Origin of the sequence: Marinospirillum alkalitolerans (assembly GCF_045055655.1) — a bacterium.
GTDB lineage: Bacteria > Pseudomonadota > Gammaproteobacteria > Pseudomonadales > Halomonadaceae > Marinospirillum > Marinospirillum alkalitolerans.
The window spans coordinates 31,259-54,253 of the sequence record NZ_JBANFI010000007.1 but is presented as its reverse complement, the minus strand read 5'-3'; the positions used below and the strand labels follow the sequence as shown (position 1 = coordinate 54,253).

The following is a 22,995-nucleotide window of genomic DNA, read 5'->3' as shown; positions in this document are numbered from 1 at the left end:
TCTTCAGTCGCCATCATGCCGGTAGGTCTGGATGATTGTGCTGAAAGAGTGAACGCCAGTAGTAGTTCTGGTTAGAAAGAATATCCGTGGCCGCGCCCACCAGCTCACGTAACTGAGCCGTTTTATGCCAGTCGCTTTCTGGCCCGGCCAGCTGCTCATGCAACTCAAAGGCTTCTTTTAGGATCGTTAAATCGCGCCACACCTGAGCTGCCATCGAGGAGACACGCACCACCTCGTTCTGGCTCAAAATACCATGAATGGCCGCACCCCAAGCAGGAAAGAAGGCCGTAAAAATCAAAATCGCGGGCAGGGTTAAAAAGAAATGCACGGTCACCGCCACAAAGGTCAGCGTAAACAAGGCAAAAGCTAAGCGGTGCAAATAAGTGTGGTCCTTATGCAAGCGCTGATAGCTCTGGCGATAGTAGTGACGATGTTCTTCCAACACCGCGCGCACATACTGGAGCATCTCGCTGTTGTGCTCACTCATTTTATAAATCGGCGTTTGGGCCGCTGCACTGCGTGGCAAGCCTTCGGCGATCAGTATCCGCTGCAAGATCCAGGCTTCAGCGGATTTCAGCCGGATTCCGCGGCGGCCACGCTCGGTATAAGGCTCCCAGACTGGGGTCGAAAAGCTTTGCGGTAAGACCAACAAGGGATAGCCAAGGCGCAGATAGCGCAGCTGTTCGGCAATAAAACGAAAGCTCAACCAGTGGCCGTGATAGTTACGAAAGCGCGATTGTAAAACCCGCCGCACAATAAAATGCAGCAGGATAAATTCAAGCAACACCCAGATAAATGGCACGCCATGCGCGGGTGCAGGCCAGAGGTGAATCGCACCCGCCACAGCACAAAACACCGCAAAGGCAGCGGCATAGTAGATCAGCCAAGTGTCATCACGATAACGGGTTGAGAAGACACGCGCCTGCGCATCAGACCAGTTAAAAAATGGCTCAAGGCGAGGTTCGCGAATCGGATTGGGCACATCATCCATCGCATCCGCATTCAGGCTGGCATAGCCTTGGGTATAGGGGGGGTGGATCAAGGCCCGAATGGCGGAACCCAGATCTAACTTGGCCAGATTCGAGAAGAACCCGTGAGCGCGATTGACGAATCTTTCTTCACGCGTATAGCCGCGAGCCTGGGTGTGGAGGATCTCGATCACCCGCAGTGGCTGACTTTTTTGCGGTGGATTGAGCATGATATTCAGCCACAGCCAACTGCCCTGAGCCCACTCCCAAAAAGGCAAGGGACGCGGACTGGCACGCTGACGCCAGCCCCGTTGCGCCAACCACCAAGCCAGCCATTGCCAAGCATAGCGTGTCACCGCATGTTGTTGTTCAATCCGCTTCACCAGCTGGGTTTCGCTATTGTTTTCTTCTAACGCAGGACGAAAGGGCGTCAGCAGGATCTCCATCCACTGATGTAAGCGCTGCGCCAGTGCTGGACTGTCCAAAGCAAGCGGATCAAAAGCATGCAGCAGCAAGGGCGCACGACACCCCAGCACCTTTGCCTCAGTCATCCAAGTGTCTGTCAGGGCCTGCAAATCCAGCCATAAAAGCTGCACCTCACTGGCCTGCGCAGGCAAATAAAGAATGCAGACCGGCGCACGACGCAATAGCGCCTCTTTAATCATCAAGGCTGTACCACTGCTGAGATGCGACTCTTCTCCATCCCAGACTGCGACCAGCAGATCAGCAAAACTCAGCGCCAGATGATCGCGCAACCGATACTGCTCTTCGGTTAAATCCACACCACCTTCTGGGGGGCGCATTTGCATCGCCACCCCTGGTGCGCCTTCGATATCCTGCTGGCTGGCCCGGGGAAGGAGATAATCCAGCTGATAGCCTGTTTCTGCCGCCAAACTGGCGGCCAGCGCATCCGCACCTGTGGCAGAGCCAGTAATCAAACGAAACAAGGGCGCGCGCGCGCTATACACCTGATCGACACTGGCAAAGGCTTGGCTGGCCTGTTCACGCAAACGGATGAAGACCTGACGCATGGCCTCACGCAAGGCGACTTCTCGTTGCTGATGCTGCTCTGCATCACGCGCCCCGGCTTCCAACCGGACCTGACGGTGTCCAGCCACCACAACACTCAGGACAGGATCGAGCTGCGGCGCAGCGGATAGATCCACTTGTGGCATAGGGATATCTCCTTGAACAGACGGATCAGCCAGCTCAGACGACTGATCGAGATATAAAAAAACCCCAAAGCAAGCTTTAGGGTTTGATGACCAACCTCGGTCTTACTCGGCGCTCAGGCCAGCCGCTGCACGCAGCGCTTCGGCTTTATCTGTCTTCTCCCACGGGAAGGCGAGGAAGGACTCTTCCTGCACCACGCCCGCATCATTCTTCCACTGATAGCTGGTTTCAAATGGGTGACGACCAAAGTGACCATAGGCGGCAGTCAGGCGATACATCGGATGCAGCAGATCCAGCATCTTGGTAATCGCATAAGGACGCAGATCAAAATGCGCGCGCACCAGCTCAATCAAACGGGCATCACTGATCTTGCCAGTACCAAAGGTGTTGATCGAAACCGAGGTGGGTTCAGCCACACCAATTGCGTAGGAGACCTGTATCTCACAACGCTCGGCCAAGCCAGCAGCGACCAGATTCTTCGCCACATAGCGCCCAGCATAGGCCGCAGAGCGATCGACTTTAGAAGGATCTTTGCCTGAGAAGGCACCACCGCCATGGCGCGCCATCCCACCATAGGTATCGACAATGATTTTGCGGCCCGTCAAACCACAGTCACCAACGGGGCCGCCGATAACAAACTTACCCGTGGGGTTGATATGAAACTGGGTTCCTGCATGCAGCAGCTCAGCTGGCAGCACTTGCTTGATGATCAGCTCCATCACGGCTTCTTGCAGATCTTTTTGTGATACGTCGGGATGATGCTGAGTCGATAACACCACCGCATCAATACCCACCACCTTGCCCTGGTCATAGCGGCAGGTGACTTGGCTCTTGGCATCTGGGCGCAGCCAGTTCAACAGGCCGGTTTTGCGCACTTCGGCTTGGCGCTCTACCAAGCGATGCGCCCAGGTAATCGGGGCGGGCATCAACACATCGGTTTCATTCGAGGCATAGCCAAACATCAAGCCCTGATCGCCTGCGCCTTGATCTTCTGGCTTTTGACGATCCACACCCTGAGCAATATCAACAGATTGCTTGCCAATAATATTGATCACACCACAGGTATCGGCATCATAACCCACCTCAGAGGAGGTGTAGCCGATGTCCTTGATCACATTGCGCACCAGATCTTCTAGATCCACCCAAGCATTGGTTGAAATCTCGCCGCCAACAATCGCCACGCCCGTTTTGACCATGGTTTCACAAGCCACACGCGCCTGCTTATCACGCGCCAGCAATGCATCGAGGACGGCATCGGAGATTTGATCAGCCAGTTTATCAGGATGGCCCTCAGAGACAGACTCAGAAGTAAAAATGGAATATTCGCTCATAGCTGGCTTTATGCTCCTGTTGATAAAAAAGGAAATAACCTCAAAATCAGTGCGCTTTGATGCTGACTTTCAACGGCACCTTGCTGTTCTCTATGCATTCTAACCAGCTATCGCAGTGCTTGCACTTGAAAAAGCCCCCGCTTGAGATGAACGCCGCTCAAGTTGAACCAGCACTGACAGGGCGCGGGATTTGCCACGCTTGGCAAGATGCGAGAAAATAGCTTTTTGCAGCGCCTGATTCGGCGCGCTTTATTTTTGATAACACACCTTAGGTGAGGAGAGCACGACCCATGACTTCACGTTTCGACCGCGCCAATGCAATACGCGCCCTGGCGATGGATGCCGTCCAAAAGGCCAAGTCCGGGCACCCAGGCGCGCCGATGGGCATGGCAGACATCGCCGAAGTGCTGTGGAACGATTATTTCAAGCACAACCCAGGCAACCCCAACTGGACAGATCGTGATCGCTTTGTGCTCTCCAACGGCCACGGCTCGATGCTGATTTATGCCCTGCTGCATCTTTCTGGCTATGATGTGACGCTAGAAGATCTGCAAAACTTCCGCCAACTGCACAGCAAAACACCTGGCCATCCAGAATATGGCTATACCCCTGGCGTTGAAACCACCACTGGCCCACTCGGCCAAGGCATCGCCAATGCCGTGGGCATGGCGCTGGCAGAAAAAACCCTCGCGGCTCAGTTCAACCGCCCTCAGCATGCCATCGTTGACCACTTTACCTACTGCTTCCTTGGTGATGGCTGTTTGATGGAAGGCATTTCACATGAAGTTTGTTCACTTGCCGGTACACTGGGTCTGGGCAAGCTGATCGCCTTCTATGATGACAATGGCATCTCAATTGATGGCGAAGTGGAAGGCTGGTTTACCGACAACACCGCACAACGCTTTGAAGCTTACGGCTGGCAGGTTCTGCGCGTCGATGGTCATCAGCCAGAAGAAATCAAGGCCGCGATTGAAACCGCGCGCCAAGATGATGAGCGCCCCACCCTGATTATCTGCAAAACCGTGATAGGTTTTGGCTCGCCTAATAAGGGCGGTAAAGAAGACTGCCACGGTGCCCCGCTGGGTGAGGATGAAATCGCCCTCACGCGTGAGCAACTCGGCTGGCCGCATGCGCCGTTTGTGATTCCTGAAGACATCGCCGCAGCGTGGAATGCCCAGCAAAAAGGCGCAGCGGCTGAAGCCAGTTGGGAGCAGAAGTTCGCTGCCTACCAGCAGGCCCACCCAGAACTGGCGGCTGAATATACGCGCCGGATGCAAGGTGATCTGCCGCAGGATTTCCAAGCCAACCTCGAAGCCTACATCGCGCAGCTGCAAGCCGCAGGCGAAACCATCGCCAGTCGCAAAGCCAGCCAGAATGTGCTCAATACCCTTGCCCCTCAGCTGCCTGAGCTGCTCGGCGGCTCTGCTGACCTCGCCCCCTCCAACCTGACCTTCTGGAAGGGTGCCAAGGCCATCACGCGTGAAGATGCCTCGGGTAACTACGTCCACTATGGTGTGCGCGAGTTCGGTATGGCGGCGATCATCAACGGCATCAGCCTGCACGGTGGTTTTATCCCCTATGGTGCGACCTTCCTGATCTTTATGGAATATGCGCGTAATGCCCTGCGTATGGCCGCGCTGATGAAGAAGCAGCATATTGAGGTCTTTACTCATGACTCGATTGGCTTGGGCGAAGATGGCCCCACCCACCAGCCGATTGAACAGCTCGCCAGCCTGCGCGGCACGCCGAATATGAGTGTTTGGCGTCCTGCCGATGCTGTGGAAACCGCTGTAGCCTGGAAATCCGCTCTGGAGCGTAAAGACGGCCCCACCGCACTGATCTTCTCGCGTCAGAACCTGCCCCATCAGCAGCGCGATGCCGCTCAACTGGCCAATATCGCCCGTGGCGGTTACATCCTGCGTGATTGCACTGGTGAGCCTGAAGCCCTTCTGATCGCGACTGGCTCAGAAGTGGGCCTCGCGATGCAAGCCGCTGAGCAGCTGAGCGCACAAGGCAAGCAGATTCGCGTGGTCAGCCTGCCTTCTACTGATGTATTCGAGCAGCAGGATGCCGCTTATCGTCAGGCCGTTCTGCCTGCAGAAGTGGGTGCCCGCGTCGTCATCGAAGCCTCACACAAAGACTGGTGGTACAAGTATGCCGGTCTGGAAGGCGCGATTATCGGCATGGAAACCTTTGGTGAATCCGCGCCAGCAGATCAGCTCTTTGCCGAGTTTGGCTTCACCGTTGAAAATGTGGTCGCCACTGTCGAAGAACTGCTCGAAGGTCTGGACGATTAATCGTCACGTTTGATCAGCCCAACGGAGCCACTCTTGGCTCCGTTTTTTTATTGGGCGAGGCTTGAGCGCAGGGCGCGAGATAAGTCTTTCAGTCAAAAAATTCCTCAAGAGCTTCTTAAGAAGAAAATCTAAGGGACCGGCATAATTTCAGCCATAAAAAATACAACTTCAATTATCAGACCCGAATGGTTTATCTATCTCTAACTCACTACATGAAACACCAAGAGGCCCTGCCTTAATAAAAATATTAACAACATGGCTATCACGAGCAATTAAGAGATTCACTTCCTGCCCTTCAAGATCATTCATACACTGCTTCAACACACTATTATCAATAACATATTTATCGGCGATTTTATAAATGACATCACCAACACGCACACCTTTTATTTTAGCCTCACCTTCACGTACAGCATCAACATGAAGACCCATTATTCTATCCGGTAAGTCCCTACTACAATATCTACAAACCTTTGCATCCTTCTTTACTGATTCAGCACAATATGGGCAAATCCTTGTTCTTTCATCTATCATGTTATCAGGTTTTTCTTCGGAGGTTTTCACAGCCAAAAATAACCATGATAAAGGCCCAAACAAAACCCCTAGAAAAAACCATCCGAGAATACTAACCCCTTTTAAGCTAGCAATAAAAGCTGCAACCACACCACACAAAACCCAAATAAAAAATATCAACTCCATTTTCAACTCCATATATTTTTTAACTAAAAATAAAAATCGCACCACAAATATCAAATGAGTGAAGATATGATTAAGAGCCAAGACAACATAAGGTTTTTATATTTCTGCCTATCTAAAACCCTGACAAACAAGATATGCTGAAAAATAATTATCAACTATACCATACAGCAGATTCAAGCAAACCCTATACTTTAGTTCCAACAAACCTGATCATTTGCTGGAGCTTACCGATGTCTCGATTTCCCGTCCGATTACGCCAGTTGCGTTTGGCCGCCGGCCTGACGCAGGAGCAGCTGGGGTTCGCGGTGGAGGTGACAAAATCATCCGTATCAGCCTAGGAAAATGGCCGTGAGACGCCCAGCTTCCGATCACTGGCATTATTAAAAGAAGCGCTGGGGTGCTCGCTGGATACCTTGATTATTGGTGAATGTGAAGATGAATCAGCAGTGGAGAGTGACGTGATCAGCCTACAAAGGCTGCGGGCTAAGGATTTTAACGAGCAGAACCTGTTGTTAAACAACACTCGGCCTCGTTGTGAGTTGATATACTTGAGAGATTAGCGGCATGTCCAACAACACCCTTGATAGAGTCTTGACAGCAATGCAGGGGCTTTTTTCAGCTCAAGCCACAATATCCGTTAACCTTGCATAGTCCCTCATAAAACTCACCCGTTACTTCCACTGTGTTTTTCTGAGACTTTTTAATGCTGAAGGCATCAATCTCTTCATCCCAGCGCTGTAGGTTGCAAATAAATAGATGAATATCAATCAACTCAATTTCAGCACTAGCCTCACTGAGCAGTTTTTTATCCATGAATCGTTACCCTTTCCGAGCAATAGCCCATGCCAAAAGATCGACTAAAATCAGCTGTGAACTGATCGTCATCCAGCAGTTATTCAAAATGGTCTGTAAATTAAACGACTTTGCGGCTGTTGCGTTTTGTCGCTGCCACTATGCCTGCTTTGCCGTATGCAATCTGCTTTAAGTGTTCAAAGGTTTCTTCGCTTTTTACGCAGAGTTTAATCAACCGATCCATAGCAACGCTTTGTGCTACTTCACCGCGCTCATATTTAGAAAAAGCGTTACGACCACCACCAAAAAGTTCAGCGGCTTCAGCCTGGCTTAAGCCCAGTTCTTCTCGGGCAGCCTTGATTTCTTCACTGGTGTACAAGCCGTCATAGTCTTTTTTGGCTTCACGAATTAACGCATCACCCGCTTTGATTTGTTCAGTAGAAACAAACTCATAACCACAGTCATCACAGACTGAGTAAGGCAGAAGTGGAGTGATAAAACCACTCTTGTACTTGATGGTTTCATTTTCTTGATGTGTGCTCACTGATGCTGATCCGCACAGGTTGCAGGTGCTCATCATTTTTCTCTCTACGCTAAGAACTCAGATGGAAAGAAGCTAGGTTAATCAACAGCTTCCCATTCACTAATGAAAACTTGATATAGAGCTTATCTTGCTTTTCTTCATCTTCGTTTTTGTCAAACCAGGTGTAGGTGTACACGTAGGCATCCATTCGCAGCGGGTAGCCTTGGTCATTGTAAGCATGGGACTTGTGGAAATGGTCTGGTTTCAGACCTTGAAGGCATAAAATGACATCAGATAGCTCATAGCCCAAATTGGCAATGTCTTTGCGAACTTTGCGTTCATATTCGATGTCCTCTCTAGCCGCCGCTTCTTTGACAAGCTTCAGGTCGAAGAATGGCTGTTGTGGATTATGGTCAGCCAAGAAAACACTCCATGTAACCATAATGGTTAGTTGAGATTAGCACAAAGAGTTCACACAGGTAAACTCTACTTTACCGTTTCATCGTAATGATTTATTACCCTTTGGGCAAAAGCGCTGAGTTCAGTCACTTAATTAGGGCGCGAGAAACAAGTTTGCGCTGATGCGCGCGATGCGTGAAAATAGGCGACTTCATTTCGGTTCTTGAGTCAGGTTCTTTGAATAGTGCAACCTTCACGCCTTGCTATTAACGGTTACGGCCGCATTGGTCAATGTATTCTGCGCGCCCTTGTCGAGCGGGAAGATTGTCGTGCGCTGCAACTGGTGGCCCTGAACGAACTGGCCGACCTTGAAACCCTGGCTTACCTTACGCGCTATGACACCATTCACGGTCGCTTTCCTGGCCGTGTGCGTGCCGCTGACGGCCAGTTATGGATTAATGATCAGCCCCTTCAAGTGCTACGCCATCAAAAGGCAGCGGATCTGCCGTGGCAGGAGCTGGGCATCGATCTGCTGTTAGAGTGCACCGGCAGTTTTAAAGATCGCGCCACGGCAGAGATTCATCTTCAGGCTGGGGCGCAAAGGCTGATTTTTTCACAACCAGCTGAAGCGGATGTTGATGCCACCATCATCTATGGCGTCAACCATCAGCAGCTCAAGGCGCAACAGCGCATTATTTCAGCCGGTTCCTGCACCACCAACTGCTTGATTCCTGTGTTGAAATTGCTCGATGAAGCCTATGGTATCGCTGCAGGCAGCACCACAACGCTGCATTCGGTGATGAATGATCAGCCCGTCAGCGATGCCTATCATCATCAGGATCTGCGCTTGACCCGCTCAGCCCTGGCCTCGATTATTCCAGTCGATACTGGGCTCGCCAAGGGCATCAGCCGTCTGCTGCCTCATCTCGATGGGCGCATAGAAAGCCTACATCTGCGCGTGCCCACCCTGAATGTCTCTGCCATGGATATCAGCCTGTGGCTGGATCAGCCTGTTGGTGTCACCGAGGTCAACCAGCTTTTGCTTGAGGCCAGCCAAGGCGCTTTAAGTGGCATTTTAGGCTATACAGAAGAACCCCATGCCTCCATCGATTTCAACCATGATCCGCGCTCTGCCATAGTGGACGCCACGCAGACACGGGTGGCAGGGCGTCATCTGCTCAAGCTGTTATGCTGGTTTGATAATGAGTGGGGCTTTGCCAATCGGATGCTGGATATCGCGCTGCACTGGCAAGCTCAACCTGCTGTTCCTGCTTCACCCCAATAGATTGCACTGATGCATTGAATAAACCGATTAAGCTTATCAAGAGGAGAGACCATGCAAGTCATTAAAATGACCGATCTCGATCTGGCCGGCCAGCGCGTGCTGATCCGTGAAGATCTGAATGTACCGATTAAAGATGGCAAAGTCAGCTCCGATGCGCGTATTCGCGCCAGCCTACCAACGATCCAGGCCGCACAACAGGCTGGAGCCAAGGTGATGCTGATGTCGCATCTGGGTCGCCCAGAAGAAGGCCAGGCCGATGAAAAGAACTCCTTAGCGCCCGTCGCTGAGCATCTGAGCGATCTACTTGGTCAGCCAGTGCGTCTGATCAAGGACTATCTGGATGGCGTCGAAGTGGCCGCCGGTGAAGTGGTGCTGCTAGAAAATGTGCGCTTTAACCTCGGTGAGAAAAAAGACGCTGACGCGCTGGCCCAACGCTATGCCGCCCTGTGCGATATCTTTGTGATGGATGCCTTTGGTACAGCGCATCGCGCTCAGGCCTCGACGCATGGTGTCGCCCGCTTTGCGCCTGTCGCCTGTGCTGGCCCACTGCTCGCCGCTGAGCTGGACGCTTTAGAAAAAGCCCTCGCACAACCTGCACGCCCGATGCTGGCCATCGTTGGTGGCTCCAAGGTCTCGACCAAGCTGGAAGTGCTGAATGCCTTGGCAGAGCAGTGCGATCAAATCATTACCGGCGGCGGTATTGCCAATACCTTCCTTGCGGCAGCAGGCTTTCCTGTCGGTCGCTCCCTCTATGAGCCTGAGCTGCTCGATCAAGCCCGCGCTCTGATGGAGAAGGTCAATATTCCTCTGCCTAGCGATGTCGTGGTCGCCAAAGAATTTTCAGATCAAGCTGAGGCCAGCATCAAGGCCGTTGAAGACGTCGCCGAAGACGATATGATCCTGGATATTGGTCCAGATTCTGCTGCGGCGCTGTCTCTGCTGCTCAAAGAAGCTCAGACCATTTTGTGGAATGGCCCTGTAGGTGTGTTTGAAATCCAGCAGTTCAGTAGTGGTACCGAGGTCTTATCGCGCGCTATCGCCCAGAGTCCTGCCTTTTCGATTGCCGGTGGTGGTGATACCCTTGCCGCGATTGACCAATATGGCATAGCTGAACAGGTCTCTTATATTTCGACTGGAGGCGGTGCCTTCCTTGAGTATGTCGAAGGCAAAAAACTCCCCGCTGTTGCCGCTCTTGAAGCCGCAGCGACTCAATCTTAACGGCTCGGGCAGTCTGCCCTCTAAGAAAGGAATATTTTTATGGCTTTAATCACTCTGCGCCAGATGCTCGACCATGCTGCCGAATACGGCTATGGCGTGCCGGCGTTTAACGTCAACAACCTCGAACAAATGCGCGCTATTATGGAAGCCGCCAATCGCACTGACTCCCCCGTGATCGTGCAAGCCTCAGCCGGTGCGCGCAAGTATGCCGGTGCGCCCTTCTTGCGCCACCTGATTCTGGCCGCGATTGAAGAGTTTCCTCATATTCCTGTGTGTATGCACCAGGATCATGGCACCAGCCCCAGCGTCTGCCAACGCTCGATCCAACTGGGTTTCAGCTCGGTGATGATGGATGGCTCCTTGCGTGAAGACGGCAAAACCCCAGCCGACTACGACTACAATGTCGAAGTCACCCGCCGCACGGTTGAAATGGCGCATGCCTGTGGTGTCTCGGTCGAGGGTGAACTGGGCTGCCTAGGTAGCCTAGAAACCGGCCAAGCGGGTGAAGAAGATGGTATCGGGGCCGAAGGCATCCTGTCACACGACCAGATGCTGACCGATCCAGAAGAAGCCGCTGACTTTGTGAAGAAAACAGGTGTTGATGCGCTGGCGATTGCGATCGGTACCAGCCACGGTGCTTACAAGTTCACCAAGCCACCCACTGGCGATATTCTGGCCATCAGCCAGATCAAGGCGATCCATGCGCGCATCCCCAACACCCACTTAGTCATGCATGGTTCTTCTTCTGTGCCGCAGGAGTGGCTTGAAGTGATCAACCAGTTTGGCGGCCAGATGCCAGAAACCTATGGCGTGCCTGTAGAAGAGATCGTGGAAGGCATCAAGTATGGTGTGCGCAAAGTCAATATCGATACAGACTTACGCCTTGCTTCCACCGGTGCTGTGCGTCAGTTCCTGGCACAAAACCCCAGTGAATTTGACCCACGCAAATACCTGAAGGCCTCACAAAAAGCCATGACCGATATTTGTATTGCCCGCTATGAAGCTTTTGGCACCGCAGGCCATGCCAGCAAAATCCGTGCGCTCAGCCTGGATGACATGGCAGAGCGTTATCTGCGTGGTGAGCTGGTCCCTCAAGTCCAGTAAGCTGGAATGCAAAAAGCCGACGCATAGTTTTATAGTGCGTCGGCTTTTTTATTATGGGCCATACATCTCGCCCCGTTCAGGCTGTTCTGATACGAAGATCAAGCATCGCGCGTTCGGCTAAAATCAGCAGGCCGCCATAGGCTCGCCATCAGATAGCGTTTGAACTCCGGGGTGTAATCCTGCTGATCCAAAGCCTGCTGCATACAGCTGAGCCAGGCATCCCGCTCGGCAGGCCCTATATCCAAATGAGCATGCGCCTTGGGGATGTTAATCGGTCCATAGCGATCACGATAACTTATCGGGCCGCCTAACCAGCCGCAGAGGAACCAAGTGAGCTTATCAATGGATTCACTCAAATCCTCACGATGCATGGCACGAATCGTGGCAGCCTGGGGATCTGTCTCCATCACCCGATAAAAAGCAGCACAAAGACGCGCAAGGCCTTCTTGTCCACCTGCGGCCTGATAGGAAGTGTCTTCTTCGCCAAAAAAGCGACCACTGAGCGGATCTTTAATCGGTGGATTCTGCATGCTGCCATTGCTCCAATAAAATCTTTAAAGGCAAGGGGTAGCCGATAAAATAGCCTTGACCCAGATGACAGCCTACCTGTTGCAACAGGTCTCTTTGCTGCTGGTTTTCAACGCCTTCGGCCACCACCTGCATCCCCAAGCCCCGCCCCAAGCCAATCACCGCAGTAATAATACTGGTATTGCAGGCCTCGCCGTGCAGATCACGCACAAAAGACTGATCGATTTTTAACGTATTGACGGGGAAGTTCTTCAAATAGGCCATCGAAGAATAGCCAGTGCCAAAGTCATCAATAGCCAGCTCCACGCCCAGATCACGCAAGGCCTGCATGGTCGCTATGGCCTCATCGACCTTGTCGACGACCATGCTTTCGGTGATTTCAAGCTCCACCAGCTGGGGATCGATCCCTGTGACCTGTAAAGCCTCGGCCACCAGCTCCACCAGCCCTGGGCGCTGAAACTGGCGCATCGAGAGATTGACAGCGATGGTGAGCGGATAGCCTAAGGCCTGGCTCATCTTGACGCTATCCTTGAGCGCTTGAAATAAAATCCAGCGCCCAATCGGATTGATAAGCCCTGTATCCTCAGCCAGAGGAATAAACTCCTGCGGTAAAATCATGCCCTCGGGAGTCGGCCAGCGAATCAAGGCCTCCACGCCGACCAGCTGACCTGTTTGCAGATCCTGCTTGGCCTGATAATACAGCTGGAACTCCTGATGCAAAATGGCATGGCGCATCTTGGCTTCTAGGCGTACCCGCTTGGCGCTGGCGATATTCAAATCCTCGGAGAAGAAGCGATAGCCACCTCGGCCTTCACGCTTAACACGCTTTAAAGCAGTTTCTGCACACTGCAACAAGCCATCTTCTGTATGGGCATTGTCTGGATAGACAGCCAAACCCAAACTGGCTGAGACATAGATCTCTTCATCGCCAATATAAAAGGGGGCTTCAAGCGTACCCAATAAACGCTCTGCGACGATGGCCGCGTCATCCGGTTTACGCAGCTCACTTAATACAAAAGAGAAATCATCCCCGCCCATACGCGAGATTAAATCCGCATCGCGTTCTTGACGCTGTTCCTGACGCGCCAGCAAATCTGTGCGGCGGATACCTCCTTGTAAGCGCTGGGCAATTTCGATCAACAACTGATCACCCGCTGCAAAACCAAAGGCATCATTGATCACTTTAAAGCGATCCAGATTCAGCAAAATCAAACCAGTACGGGTCTGATGACGATTGGAGATATTAAACTCATGACCAAGCCGATTACGAAACAACATGCGATTCGGCAATTCAGTGAGCGGATCATAGTGGGTCAGGCGCTCTAATTCAGCAGTCGCGATACCTTGTTCATTCAGATCACTGAATAAGAACAAATAGTTCATCAGTGCGCCCTGATCATCGTACACGGCCTCGATACTCACCTGCTGCAGGTAGGCGGTGCCATCGCGGCGATAATCCCAGACCTTACCTTCCCAAGTTCCATACTGCGCCAGCGCTTCTTCTATCTGCTGCTGAAGGCGTAGATTGTTCTTAGCCTGTAGATTCAGCGAAAAAGGCGTACCACCTAGCTGCTGTAGCGTCTGGCCAGTCAGCCGCTCATAAGCTGGATTGACATACAAGACTTCGCGCTGGTCGTTCATCACCACCAGCGCATGGCGTATCCTTCTCATCAAGGGGGCCAGCAAAGGGCCGTTCAATCGGCTCAATGCGCTGACCGCCTGTGTCTGTAAGTCCATTTTCTTCACCTAGGCTGAGTCACAGCCCTCCTGTTCACGAATCTGTGCAATGAGCTGATCTTTATCGGCCCAGAGTTGATTCACCCAGGCTTGAAAATCAGCACGAAACTGCGGATCTTGTTGATAGTCTCCCTCTAACCACTGCTGTGGAATATCCCGCTCACGCAAATCTATGATCACCCGCTTTACCTGACCACTGAGCAAGGCCCAAAAAGTCGGCGGCGTGGCACTGGTATAGACGACGGTGACATCAAGCAAACGAGTGAGCTGACGCCCCATCGCCTTTAAGGTAAATGCCATGCCGCCTGATTTGGGTTTGAGCAGATAACGGTAGGGAGAGCCCTGCTGTTCTTTTTTAGCTGGTGTAAAGCGTGTGCCTTCAAGATAGTTCACTAGAGAAACAGGCCGCCCCTGCAAACGCTGGCAGGCTTTTTGGGTGATCTCTAAATCCTTGCCTTTTAACTCTGGGCGACGACGCAGCTGCTCGGCACTAAAGCGGCGCATAAAGGGGTATTCCAGCGCCCACCAGGCCAAGCCCAACAGTGGCACCCAAATCAGTTCACGCTTTAAAAAGAAGGTGAAAAATGGCGCTTTACCATGAATCGCGGCCATCAATGCCGGAATATCCACCCAGGATTGATGATTCGAGACCACCAGTAAGGAGTGATCGCGGCGCAAATCCTGCTGGCCACGGACCTCCCATTGCACAGGGGTCAGCCAGCCAAAAATCAACGCATTGATACTGGCCCAGTTGCTGGCAATCCAACGCACAGCTTCAAAACAAAAGTGCTGCACTGGCTTGATAGGAATCAACAGCTTACACAAAGCAAAAACCATCATTGGCAGAATCCCCACCAGCGTATTCAACAACAGTAGGCTCGTGGTGGCGAGGCCAATAACTAGATGTCGCATCTTCTCTCTCTCAAAGTTATGATAGAAAACCCTTGCAACGAAATGTTATTTTTTTATGGCGCATTAAGCCAGCTTTTTGAGGTTTCCTTTTTTATGCCGTCTCTGCAAGATCAACTCAGTCGTCTGGTGTACTCCACAGACCAAGGTCAAGTATGCCCTGAGTGCACACAAGCTCTTCAAGCTTGCCAATGTGCCACACAAGAAGAAGCAGCCTATTTGGCAGGACTCTCTGGCACCATCCGTATGCGTAAGGAAACGGCAGGCCGCAAGGGCAAGGGCGTCACCGCACTCTATGACATTCCCCTTCCCTTGGAGGAATTAAAGAAGCTCGCGGCTGAATTGAAGAAATTTTGTGGCACAGGTGGTGCCATCAAAGAACGCGCTATCGAGATTCAAGGCGATCAGCGCGATAAGCTCCAAGCCTATCTAGAAAAGAAAGGCTATCGTATCAAGCGCGTCGGAGGCTAGATGCGTCTATTTCAGCGCTGGTCGCGCCGTCCTCTTGCCCCTTGGTTGCTGATTGCTGCTTGCCTTTTTTCTCTTGGGTTATGGGTGCAGGCTGCTAGTTTTAGCTTTGCCTCTCAATTGCCAGAGCGCTTCTTTGAAGAATACGGTGCAGTGATGCTGGTCATCGATCCAGCCAGCGGAGAGATACGCGCAGCGAACCGTGCGGCCGCCCGTTTTTATGGCTATTCTGTTGAGCAGCTCCAGCAGATGCGTATCCAGCAGATCAATGCACTGGATCCAGCCGATGTCGATATCGAGCGTGAACTGGCTCGAACAGAAAACCGCAATTACTTTATCTTTCCCCATCGACTCAGCTCGGGTGAGATTCGCACCGTCGAAGTCTACTCTTGGCCGCTCCTCAGCGATGACGGCGAACAGCTCTTGTTTTCCGTCATTATCGACATCAGTGGTCGTCAACTGGTTGATGCCCAGCTGTTAGATTACACCAGTCGTTTGGAGACCTTGGCAGAGCAGCGCTATCAACATCTATTGAGCAGTAAACAGCAGCATCTGCAGCTGATGTGGCTGGCCTTTGCGATCCAGCTGCTGGTGATTGCACTGCTGGTATGGAACATCAGTCAAAGACGCCGCGCACAAAAGAAGTTGCAAGAAAAAACCGCCATTCTTGAAGGGCTACTGAATTCAATTCCTGATTTGATTTTCTTCAAAAACAAAGCGGGTGTTTATCTTGGCGCCAATGCCCGCTTTGCAGAGTTTGTCGGCAAGCCTGCCAAGGACATAGTGGGGAGCACCGATTTTGAGCTTTTTGATGCTCAGCAAGCGAAGGCATTCCATCTTTCTGACCTGCAAGTGCTTGCCAACCAGCGCCCACTGCGTCATGAAGAATGGACTCGCTTCCCTAATGGGCAGCGCAAACTCTTAGATAAGATTAAAGCGCCCCTGATCAGCCAAGGAGAGGATTTTGTCGGTGTTCTGGGTATCAGTCGTGATTTGACCGAGCGCCACGCCCATGAAGAACGCATTCGCCAACTGGCCTATTATGATCCACTGACTCATTTGCCAAATCGTTTCTTGCTGCATGAGCAGTTTATCCAGCTCTGCCAACAGCTGCCTCCACAGCAAAGCCTGCTTGGGCTGGCGATTATCGATCTGGATCACTTCAAGAATATCAACGATGCCTTAGGGCATACACATGGCGATCGACTGCTGATCGCCGTGGCCGAACGCTTACAGGCCCAGCTTCAATCGCGCGATCGGCTCGCTCGTTTTGGTGGCGATGAATATGTTCTTTTGCTGACAGAGGATGGCCCAGAGGAAACAGCCCGGCCACAGCTTGAACAACGCATTGAGCACCTGCATCGAGAACTGGAACGCCCCTTTATTATTGATCAGGCCGAATATCTGATTGGTAACAGCCTAGGGCTAACGCTATGCTCAGCATTTGATCGCGGCCTGAATGAACTGATCAAAGAGGCTGACATTGCTCTCTACGCGGCTAAAGAAGCAGGGCGCGGCCTGTGGAAGCGCTTCCATCCCAGCATGCAGCATCAGGTTGAAGATCGCTTTTTGCTTGAGGGTGAGCTACGCAAGGCGCTCGAACTCGACCAGCTGCGCCTTTATCTGCAACCTAAAAATAACGCACAAGGGCAGATCTATGGCTGCGAATCCTTGCTGCGTTGGGCGCATCCCGAGAAGGGGCTGATTCCACCCGATGTCTTCATTCCGCTGGCCGAAGAAACCGGGCTGATCCTTCAGCTCGGCGATTGGGTACTCCAGCAAACACTTGCGCTGGCTGTGCGCTATCCAGAGTTGGAGTTTGCCGTTAACATCAGCCCACGTGAATTCCGTAACCCAGATTTTGTCGCGCGAATTCAATCCAGACTGGCGGCGTCTCAAGCCAATCCCGAGCGCCTCACTCTAGAAGTCACAGAGGGTTTGCTGATTACCGATTTCCAGCAATCATCAGAGCGCATGCTGGAGCTGCAAAAGCTTGGCATCCGCTTCTCGATCGATGACTTTGGCACAGGCTATTCCTCTCTTTCTTATTTGAAGAAGCTACCAATTAATGAGCTGAAAATTGATCGCTCCTTCGTGCGCGGCCTGCCGCAGGATTCGAGCGATGCCCTGCTAGTCGAAACCATGATGGCCGTGGCCCAGCATCTCGAACTCCAGGTGGTCGCCGAAGGGGTGGAAACTCCCGAACAAAGGGAATTCCTGCTCAGCGTCGGCTGCACCCACCATCAGGGTTACTTGTATGGACAACCTCAGCCTGCGCAGGTCTTTTTGGATCGATATCAAACCGATCAACAGTGAATGGCGTCACAGGGCCTATAAAAAGACCCTCGATCTCTTCTCTGCTGCTAGGATGAAAGAACTCATGGGAGGACAGTGATATGAAACAAATTGCGACTCTGCGCCATAAAATGATCCAGCTGCTTGATCGCGTAGCATTTTTTGACGGTTTTGATGCCAATGAAAAGCTGCTATTAGTTGAAGGCAAAGGCATGCTGGTGATAGCCGAACCTGGCGAAACCATCATTCAACAAGACACCCTCGACACCACACTCTATGTGCCCTTAAGCGGCCTGCTGGAAGTCAGACGACGTAATGAAGCTGGAGAGCAAGTGGCCTTGGCCCAGCTACACGCAGGGGAGATTATTGGTGAAATGGGCTTTCTTAAAGAGATGCCGCGCACCAGCAGTGTTGTCGTATTAGAGCAAAGCATTCTGTTTCGTTGCAGCCGTCAGGCACTGAAGAACTTATCGCCAATCACGCGTGAAAAGCTCAAAGACCAGCTGATAGATAAGCTGATCCAACGTATCCAAGAACAGAATCTGAAACTTAGTGAGAACCAGCTGGTATCGCCACAGCCTCAAACCAGCTAGAGAAGGCTAGGCGCTCGGGGCCGCATCCTTGAGCTGCTGCTCACGGCGCATCACCAGCATCTTGTTCACGCCTTCTTGCAAGGCCAGCTCAATATCAAACTGCGGAAAGGCGGGGATCAGGCCCAGAATAATCGTGCGCAACGGCGTCCCTGCATCAAAAACACCGATGGGTAGCTTCACTGTGCGCTTGAGCCCACCCTTGACGGTTTCTAGCTTGTGTACCGTGCTCCACGCCAGCGCAAAGCGTTTTTCATCCTCGCGCACAGGAATTTCAATCAATACCTTTTCTCGCAAAGCACGATCAAAAACGATGCCGGCGATCAGATGTCCTGAAGGATGCAAAACCTGCTGCTCTTGTAAGTAGAGCGCAAGATTTTCAAGGTCATTCTCACTTTTCATGACCTTATCACTCAGCAACTGCTTGATCAGCTTTGTATCACCAAAGACTTTTTCTTTTTCGTAATTCAGAATGTCATAGGTTGGCTTAAAAAATTGATCGAAACCCGCATAGAAGCCGAGTGTCATAAATTGACGGTCCATGCATTCTCCTCCATAAAGTGCTAAAACTAATGCAAGTTGTGGCGTCAATCAAGCTTTCTATAGACTGCTTTTATATCTATTTATCTGCGTCGTTTTTTGTGGATCACTTTTGCTGCGATGCCAAAATAGACCATCCACTGTCACAGGCCCCATAAGCAGGTGAATCATCATGCAAGATCACCAGAAGATGCATCACAAACAGGCTGTTCCTCTATGAACTCAGCCCAGAAAATCTTCAGCCCCCAAGTAGACTGATAAGTCTAAATTCGCTAGACTAGCTCACCATTTAAGCCTAAAGGAACTCTTTCTTATGCGCCGTCAAGCTCTCGCTGCCGCCATTATGGCGATGACCCTTTCCACCTCGACCTTGGCCGCAGATCTTTGGCAGGTCTACCAGGACGCCGTACAGCAAGACCCAGAACTCGCCATTGAGCGCACGCGTCTTGATCAGGCCCAAGCTCGCGTCAGTGAAGCCACCTCTCGCTTACTGCCCTCGATCAACGCGACAGCGGATTGGTCGAATACTTCTGACAATGTGAATGATGACACCAATAATCTGGCATTAAGCCTGAGCGCCGAGCAGGTATTGTTCAGCGGCCCAGCTTGGTATGCACGTAGCGCCGCACAACAAGCCTTTGCTCTGGCGGAAGCTCAGTTCCGCGATGCCGAGCAAAACCTGCTGCTCCGTACAGCGGAAGCCTATTTCAACGTCCTCAGAGCAGAAGACAACCTCAGCGCCCTCCAGGCTGAAGAGCAGGCCATCCAACGCCAGCTTGATCAGGTGCGAGAGCAGTATGAAGTTGGCTTGATTGCCATCACCGATGTCCTTGAGGCCCAGGCAGCCTATGATGGCGTCCATGCTGCGCGCATTGGTGCAGAGGGCAGTTTGCTGATCAGCTATGAAGCGCTAGAACAACTCACCGGCCAGAGCTACCCCCAGCTGCATGTGCTGGTCGATCATACGCCAGTGACACCACCCACGCCGAATACCCGTGAAAGCTGGATCGAGATGGCGCTCAATAATAACCTAGCCCTGCAAAGTGCCGCCGCTGGTGTACGCACGGCCCAAGAAGCACTGCGCGCTGAACGCTCAGGCCATCTTCCCAGCGTCGCGCTCTATGCCTCGCATCGCAATAATTCAGAAGCCACCCCACAAGGCGTTGACACCACCACGGTGGTTGGCGTCCGCGCGCAACTAGAACTCTATGGCGGTGGTCGGACCAGTGCACAAATCGCAGCCAGCAGTTCAGGTCTTGAAGAAGCTGGCTTCTCTGAAGAACTCGCTCGACGCCAGGTTCTCCAGCAAACACGCAGCCTCTTTACTCAGGTCAATACTGATGTACTCACTGTACAAGCCCAGGCCCAAGCCATACGCTCAGCAGAGAGCGCCCTTGAAGCGACACGGATAGGCTATGAAGTGGGTACACGCAATATCGTGGATGTGTTAAATGCTGAACGAGCTGTGTGGGCCAAGCAGCGTGACTATGATGCTGCGCGCTATAACTATTTGGTCAATCAACTGCGCCTCAAGCGTGCTGCCGGATCACTCAATCGGCAAGATTTGCAGGATTTAAACCGCTGGCTGATTGCCGAAACCTCGGGACAGAACTAAGCATCCATGGCAAAACGCGTCTATCCCACTCACACCTGGCACCCTCGCTACTGGCCCACCCATGCCGTCATCTTGCTACTTAAGCTGCTGGCATGGCTGCCTTGGCCACTCAAAATCAGCACAGGACGCATGATAGGCCGCTTGGCCTATCTTTTTGCACGTCAACGGCGGCATTACACCGAGATCAATATTGCGCTGTGCTTTCCTGAGAAAACACCCCAACAACAACGCGAGCTGGTAAAAGAAAGCTTTATCTCAAATGGAATCGGCTTGGTCGAAGTCGCCACCTGTCTGGTGCGCGATGTCAGCGAGCTCAAAGAACGCGTGACCTTTCTTGGCCGCGAGCATATGGACAAGGCACTCGCACAAGGCAAGGGCGTACTCGTACTTGGCGCGCATTTCTCCATGCTGGATCTAGGTGGAGCGCTGCATACCCTCTTCTACCCTGGTGATGCCATCTACAAGCCGCACAAGAACCCAGTGATGGATGCCTTTATTCAGCAAGGTCGCTTAAAACACTATGAGCAAATGGTGCCGCAGAAGGATTTAAAGGCGCTGGTCAGGCGTATACGCCAAGGCAAGGCTGTCTGGTACTCACCTGATCAAGATTTTGGGCGCAAGGTCAGTGTTTTTGCTCCCTTCTTTGGCGTCACTGCGGCCAGTGTCACCATGACCGCGCGCATTGCCAAGATGACCGGCGCACCTGTACTGCCTTTGCGGATGCATCGCAATCCAGATCAACGTAGCTATACGCTGGAGTATCTGCCTCCGCTCGAAAACTTTCCGAGTGACGATGCACTGCAAGATGCTACTCGCGTCAATCAAGTGCTGGAGCAAATGATTCGTCTTCATCCAGAGCAGTATTTATGGATGCACAGGCGCTTTAAGACCCAGGCTGACCCCAGCCTAGCCTCTCCCTATAAACACCGCTCATCGCGCCTTTAAAGCCCGCACAGCACGGATGCTGGCGCTGGTCTTGTGCCTGTTAGAAAGCGACTATCAAACCTGTCACCATCAATGGCCTGCCGTAAAATCCAGGCATAAAAAAAGCCAGCATAAGCTGGCTTTTGGAACGACTGCTACTTATTCAGCATCAGCCGCTGGTGCACGATCAACCAGCTCAACGTAAGCCATAGGCGCGTTGTCACCAGTACGATTGCCGCACTTTAAGATACGAACATAACCACCTGGACGGTTAGCGAAGCGCTTGCCCAGATCGTTAAACAACTTACCAACAGCTTCTTTAGAACCTGTGCGAGCAAAAGCAAGACGGCGATTTGCAACGCTATCCACTTTAGCTAGGGTGATTAAAGGCTCAATCACACCACGCAGCTCTTTTGCTTTTGGCAGAGTTGTTTTGATGAATTCGTGCTCAACCAGAGAAATGCTCATGTTTTTGAACATGGCCTTACGGTGTGCACTATTTCTATTGAGTTTACGACCACTCTTACGATGACGCATTGTCGTTTATCCTTTCAAACCGTGAAGACTTGAAGTTACCTTAAGCGCTGACTTTGTCATCGCCCTTTAAACTAGCAGGTGGCCAGTTCTCAAGACGCATTCCCAAAGATAAGCCCCGAGTAGCCAGTACATCTTTAATTTCTGTCAGTGACTTTTTACCCAGGTTAGGGGTCTTCAGCAACTCGACTTCAGTGCGCTGGATGAGGTCACCGATGTAATAGATGTTCTCAGCTTTTAGGCAGTTCGCAGAACGAACGGTCAGCTCCAAATCATCCACCGGACGCAGCAAGACTGGATCTATCTGGTCTTCTTCTACTTCCGGCTCTTGTTGTTTATCTGTTTCCAGATCGACGAAGGCAGCGAGCTGCTCTTGGAGCAGAGTTGCTGCACGGCGAATAGACTCTTCAGGGTCTAAAGTGCCATCTGTCTCTAAATCGATCACTAACTTATCCAGGTTTGTCCGTTGCTCAACACGCGCAGCCTCAACAGCATAAGCGACACGCAGAACAGGACTAAACGTGGCATCCAAGGCCAAACGGCCAATTGGACGTGTCTCGTCTTCATCTGAAAGACGGGCATCAGCTGGAACGTAACCACGTCCAGTCTGAACACGCAGCTTCATATTAAGCTGCGCGCCTTCGTTCAAATGTGCGATAACCAAGTCAGGATTGACGATCTCGATGTCATGATCACCCTGAATATCACCCGCCGTGACAACCGCAGGACCTGTTTTACTCAGCGTCACGACAGTATCGTCACGAGTGAACATCTTGACAGCCACTTGCTTGAGGTTAAGAAGAATCTCAATGATATCTTCTTGAACACCCTCTAGGGCACTATATTCATGCTCAACGCCTTCAATCTCTGCCTCGACAATCGCGCAGCCAGGCATAGAAGAAAGAAGGATACGGCGCAGGGCATTACCCAAAGTATGCCCAAAACCTCTTTCAAAAGGCTCAAGAATGATTTTAGCCCGAGTCGGAGACAAGGTTTCCACCTTGATATCACGGGGACGAAGAAACTCTGTCACTGAACGCTGCATAGAAACACCTGTTAGACTGCC

22 protein-coding genes are annotated in these 22,995 nt (G+C 51.9%); 10 read left to right on the top strand and 12 right to left on the bottom strand.

The window, feature by feature from the left end:
* Positions 1-13 precede the first annotated feature (13 nt).
* Both V6U78_RS11220 and metK read right to left on the bottom strand, forming a co-directional pair.
* Positions 14-2,143 (bottom strand): hypothetical protein, encoded by a 2,130-nt coding sequence (locus V6U78_RS11220; protein WP_405340739.1) that lies wholly within the window; start codon positions 2,141-2,143, stop codon positions 14-16.
* 102 nt (positions 2,144-2,245) lie between these two features.
* Positions 2,246-3,472, bottom strand: a complete 1,227-nt coding sequence (gene metK / locus V6U78_RS11215) for a methionine adenosyltransferase (RefSeq protein WP_405340736.1) — start codon at positions 3,470-3,472, stop codon at positions 2,246-2,248.
* Between the two features lie 290 nt (positions 3,473-3,762).
* On the opposite strand from metK, the gene tkt reads away from it, so the two are divergent.
* Entirely contained in the window at positions 3,763-5,769 is a 2,007-nt protein-coding gene (tkt, locus tag V6U78_RS11210) for a transketolase (protein WP_405340733.1), read from the top strand.
* Positions 5,770-5,937: 168 nt separating this feature from the next.
* On the opposite strand, the gene V6U78_RS11205 is transcribed toward tkt, so the two are convergent.
* Positions 5,938-6,468: a hypothetical protein gene (locus tag V6U78_RS11205; RefSeq protein ID WP_405340730.1), complete on the bottom strand. Its 531-nt coding sequence runs from the start codon at positions 6,466-6,468 to the stop codon at positions 5,938-5,940.
* A gap of 230 nt (positions 6,469-6,698) precedes the next feature.
* On the opposite strand from V6U78_RS11205, the gene V6U78_RS11200 reads away from it, so the two are divergent.
* Positions 6,699-6,806 (top strand): helix-turn-helix domain-containing protein, encoded by a 108-nt coding sequence (locus V6U78_RS11200; protein WP_405340727.1) that lies wholly within the window; start codon positions 6,699-6,701, stop codon positions 6,804-6,806.
* Between the two features lie 277 nt (positions 6,807-7,083).
* Here V6U78_RS11200 and V6U78_RS11195 read toward each other — a convergent pair whose 3' ends face one another.
* From V6U78_RS11195 to V6U78_RS11185, 3 genes are all read right to left on the bottom strand, one after another.
* Entirely contained in the window at positions 7,084-7,281 is a 198-nt protein-coding gene (locus tag V6U78_RS11195) for a hypothetical protein (RefSeq protein ID WP_405340725.1), read from the bottom strand.
* A 100-nt stretch (positions 7,282-7,381) separates the two neighbouring features.
* Positions 7,382-7,837 (bottom strand): type II toxin-antitoxin system MqsA family antitoxin, encoded by a 456-nt coding sequence (locus V6U78_RS11190; RefSeq protein WP_405340928.1) that lies wholly within the window; start codon positions 7,835-7,837, stop codon positions 7,382-7,384.
* Positions 7,838-7,853: 16 nt separating this feature from the next.
* The gene (locus V6U78_RS11185) at positions 7,854-8,204 is read right to left on the bottom strand and encodes a type II toxin-antitoxin system MqsR family toxin (protein WP_405340722.1); all 351 of its coding nucleotides are present in this window, start codon (positions 8,202-8,204) and stop codon (positions 7,854-7,856) included.
* A gap of 222 nt (positions 8,205-8,426) precedes the next feature.
* Between V6U78_RS11185 and V6U78_RS11180 the strand changes: the two genes are divergently transcribed.
* From V6U78_RS11180 to fba, 3 genes are read left to right on the top strand one after another with little or no spacing between them, the layout of a single operon-like run.
* The gene (locus tag V6U78_RS11180) at positions 8,427-9,467 is read left to right on the top strand and encodes a type I glyceraldehyde-3-phosphate dehydrogenase (protein ID WP_405340719.1); all 1,041 of its coding nucleotides are present in this window, start codon (positions 8,427-8,429) and stop codon (positions 9,465-9,467) included.
* 51 nt (positions 9,468-9,518) lie between these two features.
* A complete protein-coding gene (locus V6U78_RS11175) occupies positions 9,519-10,685 on the top strand; it encodes a phosphoglycerate kinase (protein ID WP_405340716.1) in 1,167 nt (388 codons plus the stop codon).
* Between the two features lie 39 nt (positions 10,686-10,724).
* The gene (gene fba, locus V6U78_RS11170) at positions 10,725-11,789 is read left to right on the top strand and encodes a class II fructose-bisphosphate aldolase (RefSeq protein ID WP_405340713.1); all 1,065 of its coding nucleotides are present in this window, start codon (positions 10,725-10,727) and stop codon (positions 11,787-11,789) included.
* 98 nt (positions 11,790-11,887) lie between these two features.
* Here fba and V6U78_RS11165 read toward each other — a convergent pair whose 3' ends face one another.
* From V6U78_RS11165 to V6U78_RS11155, 3 genes are read right to left on the bottom strand one after another with little or no spacing between them, the layout of a single operon-like run.
* A complete protein-coding gene (locus tag V6U78_RS11165; RefSeq protein WP_405340710.1) occupies positions 11,888-12,319 on the bottom strand; it encodes a group II truncated hemoglobin in 432 nt (143 codons plus the stop codon).
* Positions 12,300-14,054 carry a putative bifunctional diguanylate cyclase/phosphodiesterase gene (locus V6U78_RS11160; protein ID WP_405340707.1) on the bottom strand — a complete coding sequence of 585 codons (1,755 nt, stop codon included), beginning with the start codon at positions 14,052-14,054 and terminating at the stop codon, positions 12,300-12,302. Before V6U78_RS11160 ends, V6U78_RS11165 begins: the two co-directional genes overlap by 20 nt.
* 9 nt (positions 14,055-14,063) lie before the next feature.
* Positions 14,064-14,966 (bottom strand): acyltransferase, encoded by a 903-nt coding sequence (locus V6U78_RS11155; protein WP_405340704.1) that lies wholly within the window; start codon positions 14,964-14,966, stop codon positions 14,064-14,066.
* A gap of 93 nt (positions 14,967-15,059) precedes the next feature.
* Here V6U78_RS11155 and V6U78_RS11150 point away from each other — a divergent pair, with 93 nt between their 5' ends.
* The 3 genes from V6U78_RS11150 to V6U78_RS11140 all read left to right on the top strand — a co-directional run bounded on the left by V6U78_RS11150 (position 15,060) and on the right by V6U78_RS11140 (position 18,319).
* Entirely contained in the window at positions 15,060-15,434 is a 375-nt protein-coding gene (locus V6U78_RS11150; protein ID WP_405340701.1) for an SUI1 family translation initiation factor, read from the top strand.
* Positions 15,435-17,747 (top strand): putative bifunctional diguanylate cyclase/phosphodiesterase, encoded by a 2,313-nt coding sequence (locus V6U78_RS11145; protein ID WP_405340698.1) that lies wholly within the window; start codon positions 15,435-15,437, stop codon positions 17,745-17,747.
* A gap of 80 nt (positions 17,748-17,827) precedes the next feature.
* Entirely contained in the window at positions 17,828-18,319 is a 492-nt protein-coding gene (locus tag V6U78_RS11140; RefSeq protein WP_405340695.1) for a cyclic nucleotide-binding domain-containing protein, read from the top strand.
* Between the two features lie 6 nt (positions 18,320-18,325).
* On the opposite strand, the gene V6U78_RS11135 is transcribed toward V6U78_RS11140, so the two are convergent.
* The gene (locus V6U78_RS11135) at positions 18,326-18,859 is read right to left on the bottom strand and encodes a hypothetical protein (protein ID WP_405340692.1); all 534 of its coding nucleotides are present in this window, start codon (positions 18,857-18,859) and stop codon (positions 18,326-18,328) included.
* 310 nt (positions 18,860-19,169) lie between these two features.
* On the opposite strand from V6U78_RS11135, the gene V6U78_RS11130 reads away from it, so the two are divergent.
* Positions 19,170-20,471, top strand: a complete 1,302-nt coding sequence (locus V6U78_RS11130) for a TolC family outer membrane protein (protein ID WP_405340689.1) — start codon at positions 19,170-19,172, stop codon at positions 20,469-20,471.
* Between the two features lie 6 nt (positions 20,472-20,477).
* Positions 20,478-21,416, top strand: a complete 939-nt coding sequence (lpxL, locus tag V6U78_RS11125; protein ID WP_405340686.1) for an LpxL/LpxP family Kdo(2)-lipid IV(A) lauroyl/palmitoleoyl acyltransferase — start codon at positions 20,478-20,480, stop codon at positions 21,414-21,416.
* A gap of 138 nt (positions 21,417-21,554) precedes the next feature.
* On the opposite strand, the gene rplQ is transcribed toward lpxL, so the two are convergent.
* Both rplQ and V6U78_RS11115 read right to left on the bottom strand, forming a co-directional pair.
* The gene (gene rplQ / locus V6U78_RS11120; protein ID WP_405340683.1) at positions 21,555-21,932 is read right to left on the bottom strand and encodes a 50S ribosomal protein L17; all 378 of its coding nucleotides are present in this window, start codon (positions 21,930-21,932) and stop codon (positions 21,555-21,557) included.
* A 40-nt stretch (positions 21,933-21,972) separates the two neighbouring features.
* Positions 21,973-22,974, bottom strand: a complete 1,002-nt coding sequence (locus V6U78_RS11115) for a DNA-directed RNA polymerase subunit alpha (protein ID WP_405340680.1) — start codon at positions 22,972-22,974, stop codon at positions 21,973-21,975.
* Positions 22,975-22,995 lie beyond the last annotated feature (21 nt).

Coding starts and splice junctions, on each gene's coding strand:
- rplQ (WP_405340683.1), bottom strand. CDS start 21,932: ATGCGTCATCGTAAGAGTGGTCGTAAACTCAATAGAAATAGTGCACAC.
- metK (WP_405340736.1), bottom strand. CDS start 3,472: ATGAGCGAATATTCCATTTTTACTTCTGAGTCTGTCTCTGAGGGCCAT.
- V6U78_RS11195 (WP_405340725.1), bottom strand. CDS start 7,281: ATGGATAAAAAACTGCTCAGTGAGGCTAGTGCTGAAATTGAGTTGATT.
- tkt (WP_405340733.1), top strand. CDS start 3,763: ATGACTTCACGTTTCGACCGCGCCAATGCAATACGCGCCCTGGCGATG.
- V6U78_RS11160 (WP_405340707.1), bottom strand. CDS start 14,054: ATGGACTTACAGACACAGGCGGTCAGCGCATTGAGCCGATTGAACGGC.
- V6U78_RS11115 (WP_405340680.1), bottom strand. CDS start 22,974: ATGCAGCGTTCAGTGACAGAGTTTCTTCGTCCCCGTGATATCAAGGTG.
- V6U78_RS11140 (WP_405340695.1), top strand. CDS start 17,828: ATGAAACAAATTGCGACTCTGCGCCATAAAATGATCCAGCTGCTTGAT.
- V6U78_RS11205 (WP_405340730.1), bottom strand. CDS start 6,468: ATGGAGTTGATATTTTTTATTTGGGTTTTGTGTGGTGTGGTTGCAGCT.
- V6U78_RS11135 (WP_405340692.1), bottom strand. CDS start 18,859: ATGGACCGTCAATTTATGACACTCGGCTTCTATGCGGGTTTCGATCAA.
- lpxL (WP_405340686.1), top strand. CDS start 20,478: ATGGCAAAACGCGTCTATCCCACTCACACCTGGCACCCTCGCTACTGG.
- V6U78_RS11130 (WP_405340689.1), top strand. CDS start 19,170: ATGCGCCGTCAAGCTCTCGCTGCCGCCATTATGGCGATGACCCTTTCC.
- V6U78_RS11200 (WP_405340727.1), top strand. CDS start 6,699: ATGTCTCGATTTCCCGTCCGATTACGCCAGTTGCGTTTGGCCGCCGGC.
- V6U78_RS11220 (WP_405340739.1), bottom strand. CDS start 2,143: ATGCCACAAGTGGATCTATCCGCTGCGCCGCAGCTCGATCCTGTCCTG.
- V6U78_RS11175 (WP_405340716.1), top strand. CDS start 9,519: ATGCAAGTCATTAAAATGACCGATCTCGATCTGGCCGGCCAGCGCGTG.
- V6U78_RS11165 (WP_405340710.1), bottom strand. CDS start 12,319: ATGCAGAATCCACCGATTAAAGATCCGCTCAGTGGTCGCTTTTTTGGC.
- fba (WP_405340713.1), top strand. CDS start 10,725: ATGGCTTTAATCACTCTGCGCCAGATGCTCGACCATGCTGCCGAATAC.
- V6U78_RS11155 (WP_405340704.1), bottom strand. CDS start 14,966: ATGCGACATCTAGTTATTGGCCTCGCCACCACGAGCCTACTGTTGTTG.
- V6U78_RS11190 (WP_405340928.1), bottom strand. CDS start 7,837: ATGAGCACCTGCAACCTGTGCGGATCAGCATCAGTGAGCACACATCAA.
- V6U78_RS11145 (WP_405340698.1), top strand. CDS start 15,435: ATGCGTCTATTTCAGCGCTGGTCGCGCCGTCCTCTTGCCCCTTGGTTG.
- V6U78_RS11150 (WP_405340701.1), top strand. CDS start 15,060: ATGCCGTCTCTGCAAGATCAACTCAGTCGTCTGGTGTACTCCACAGAC.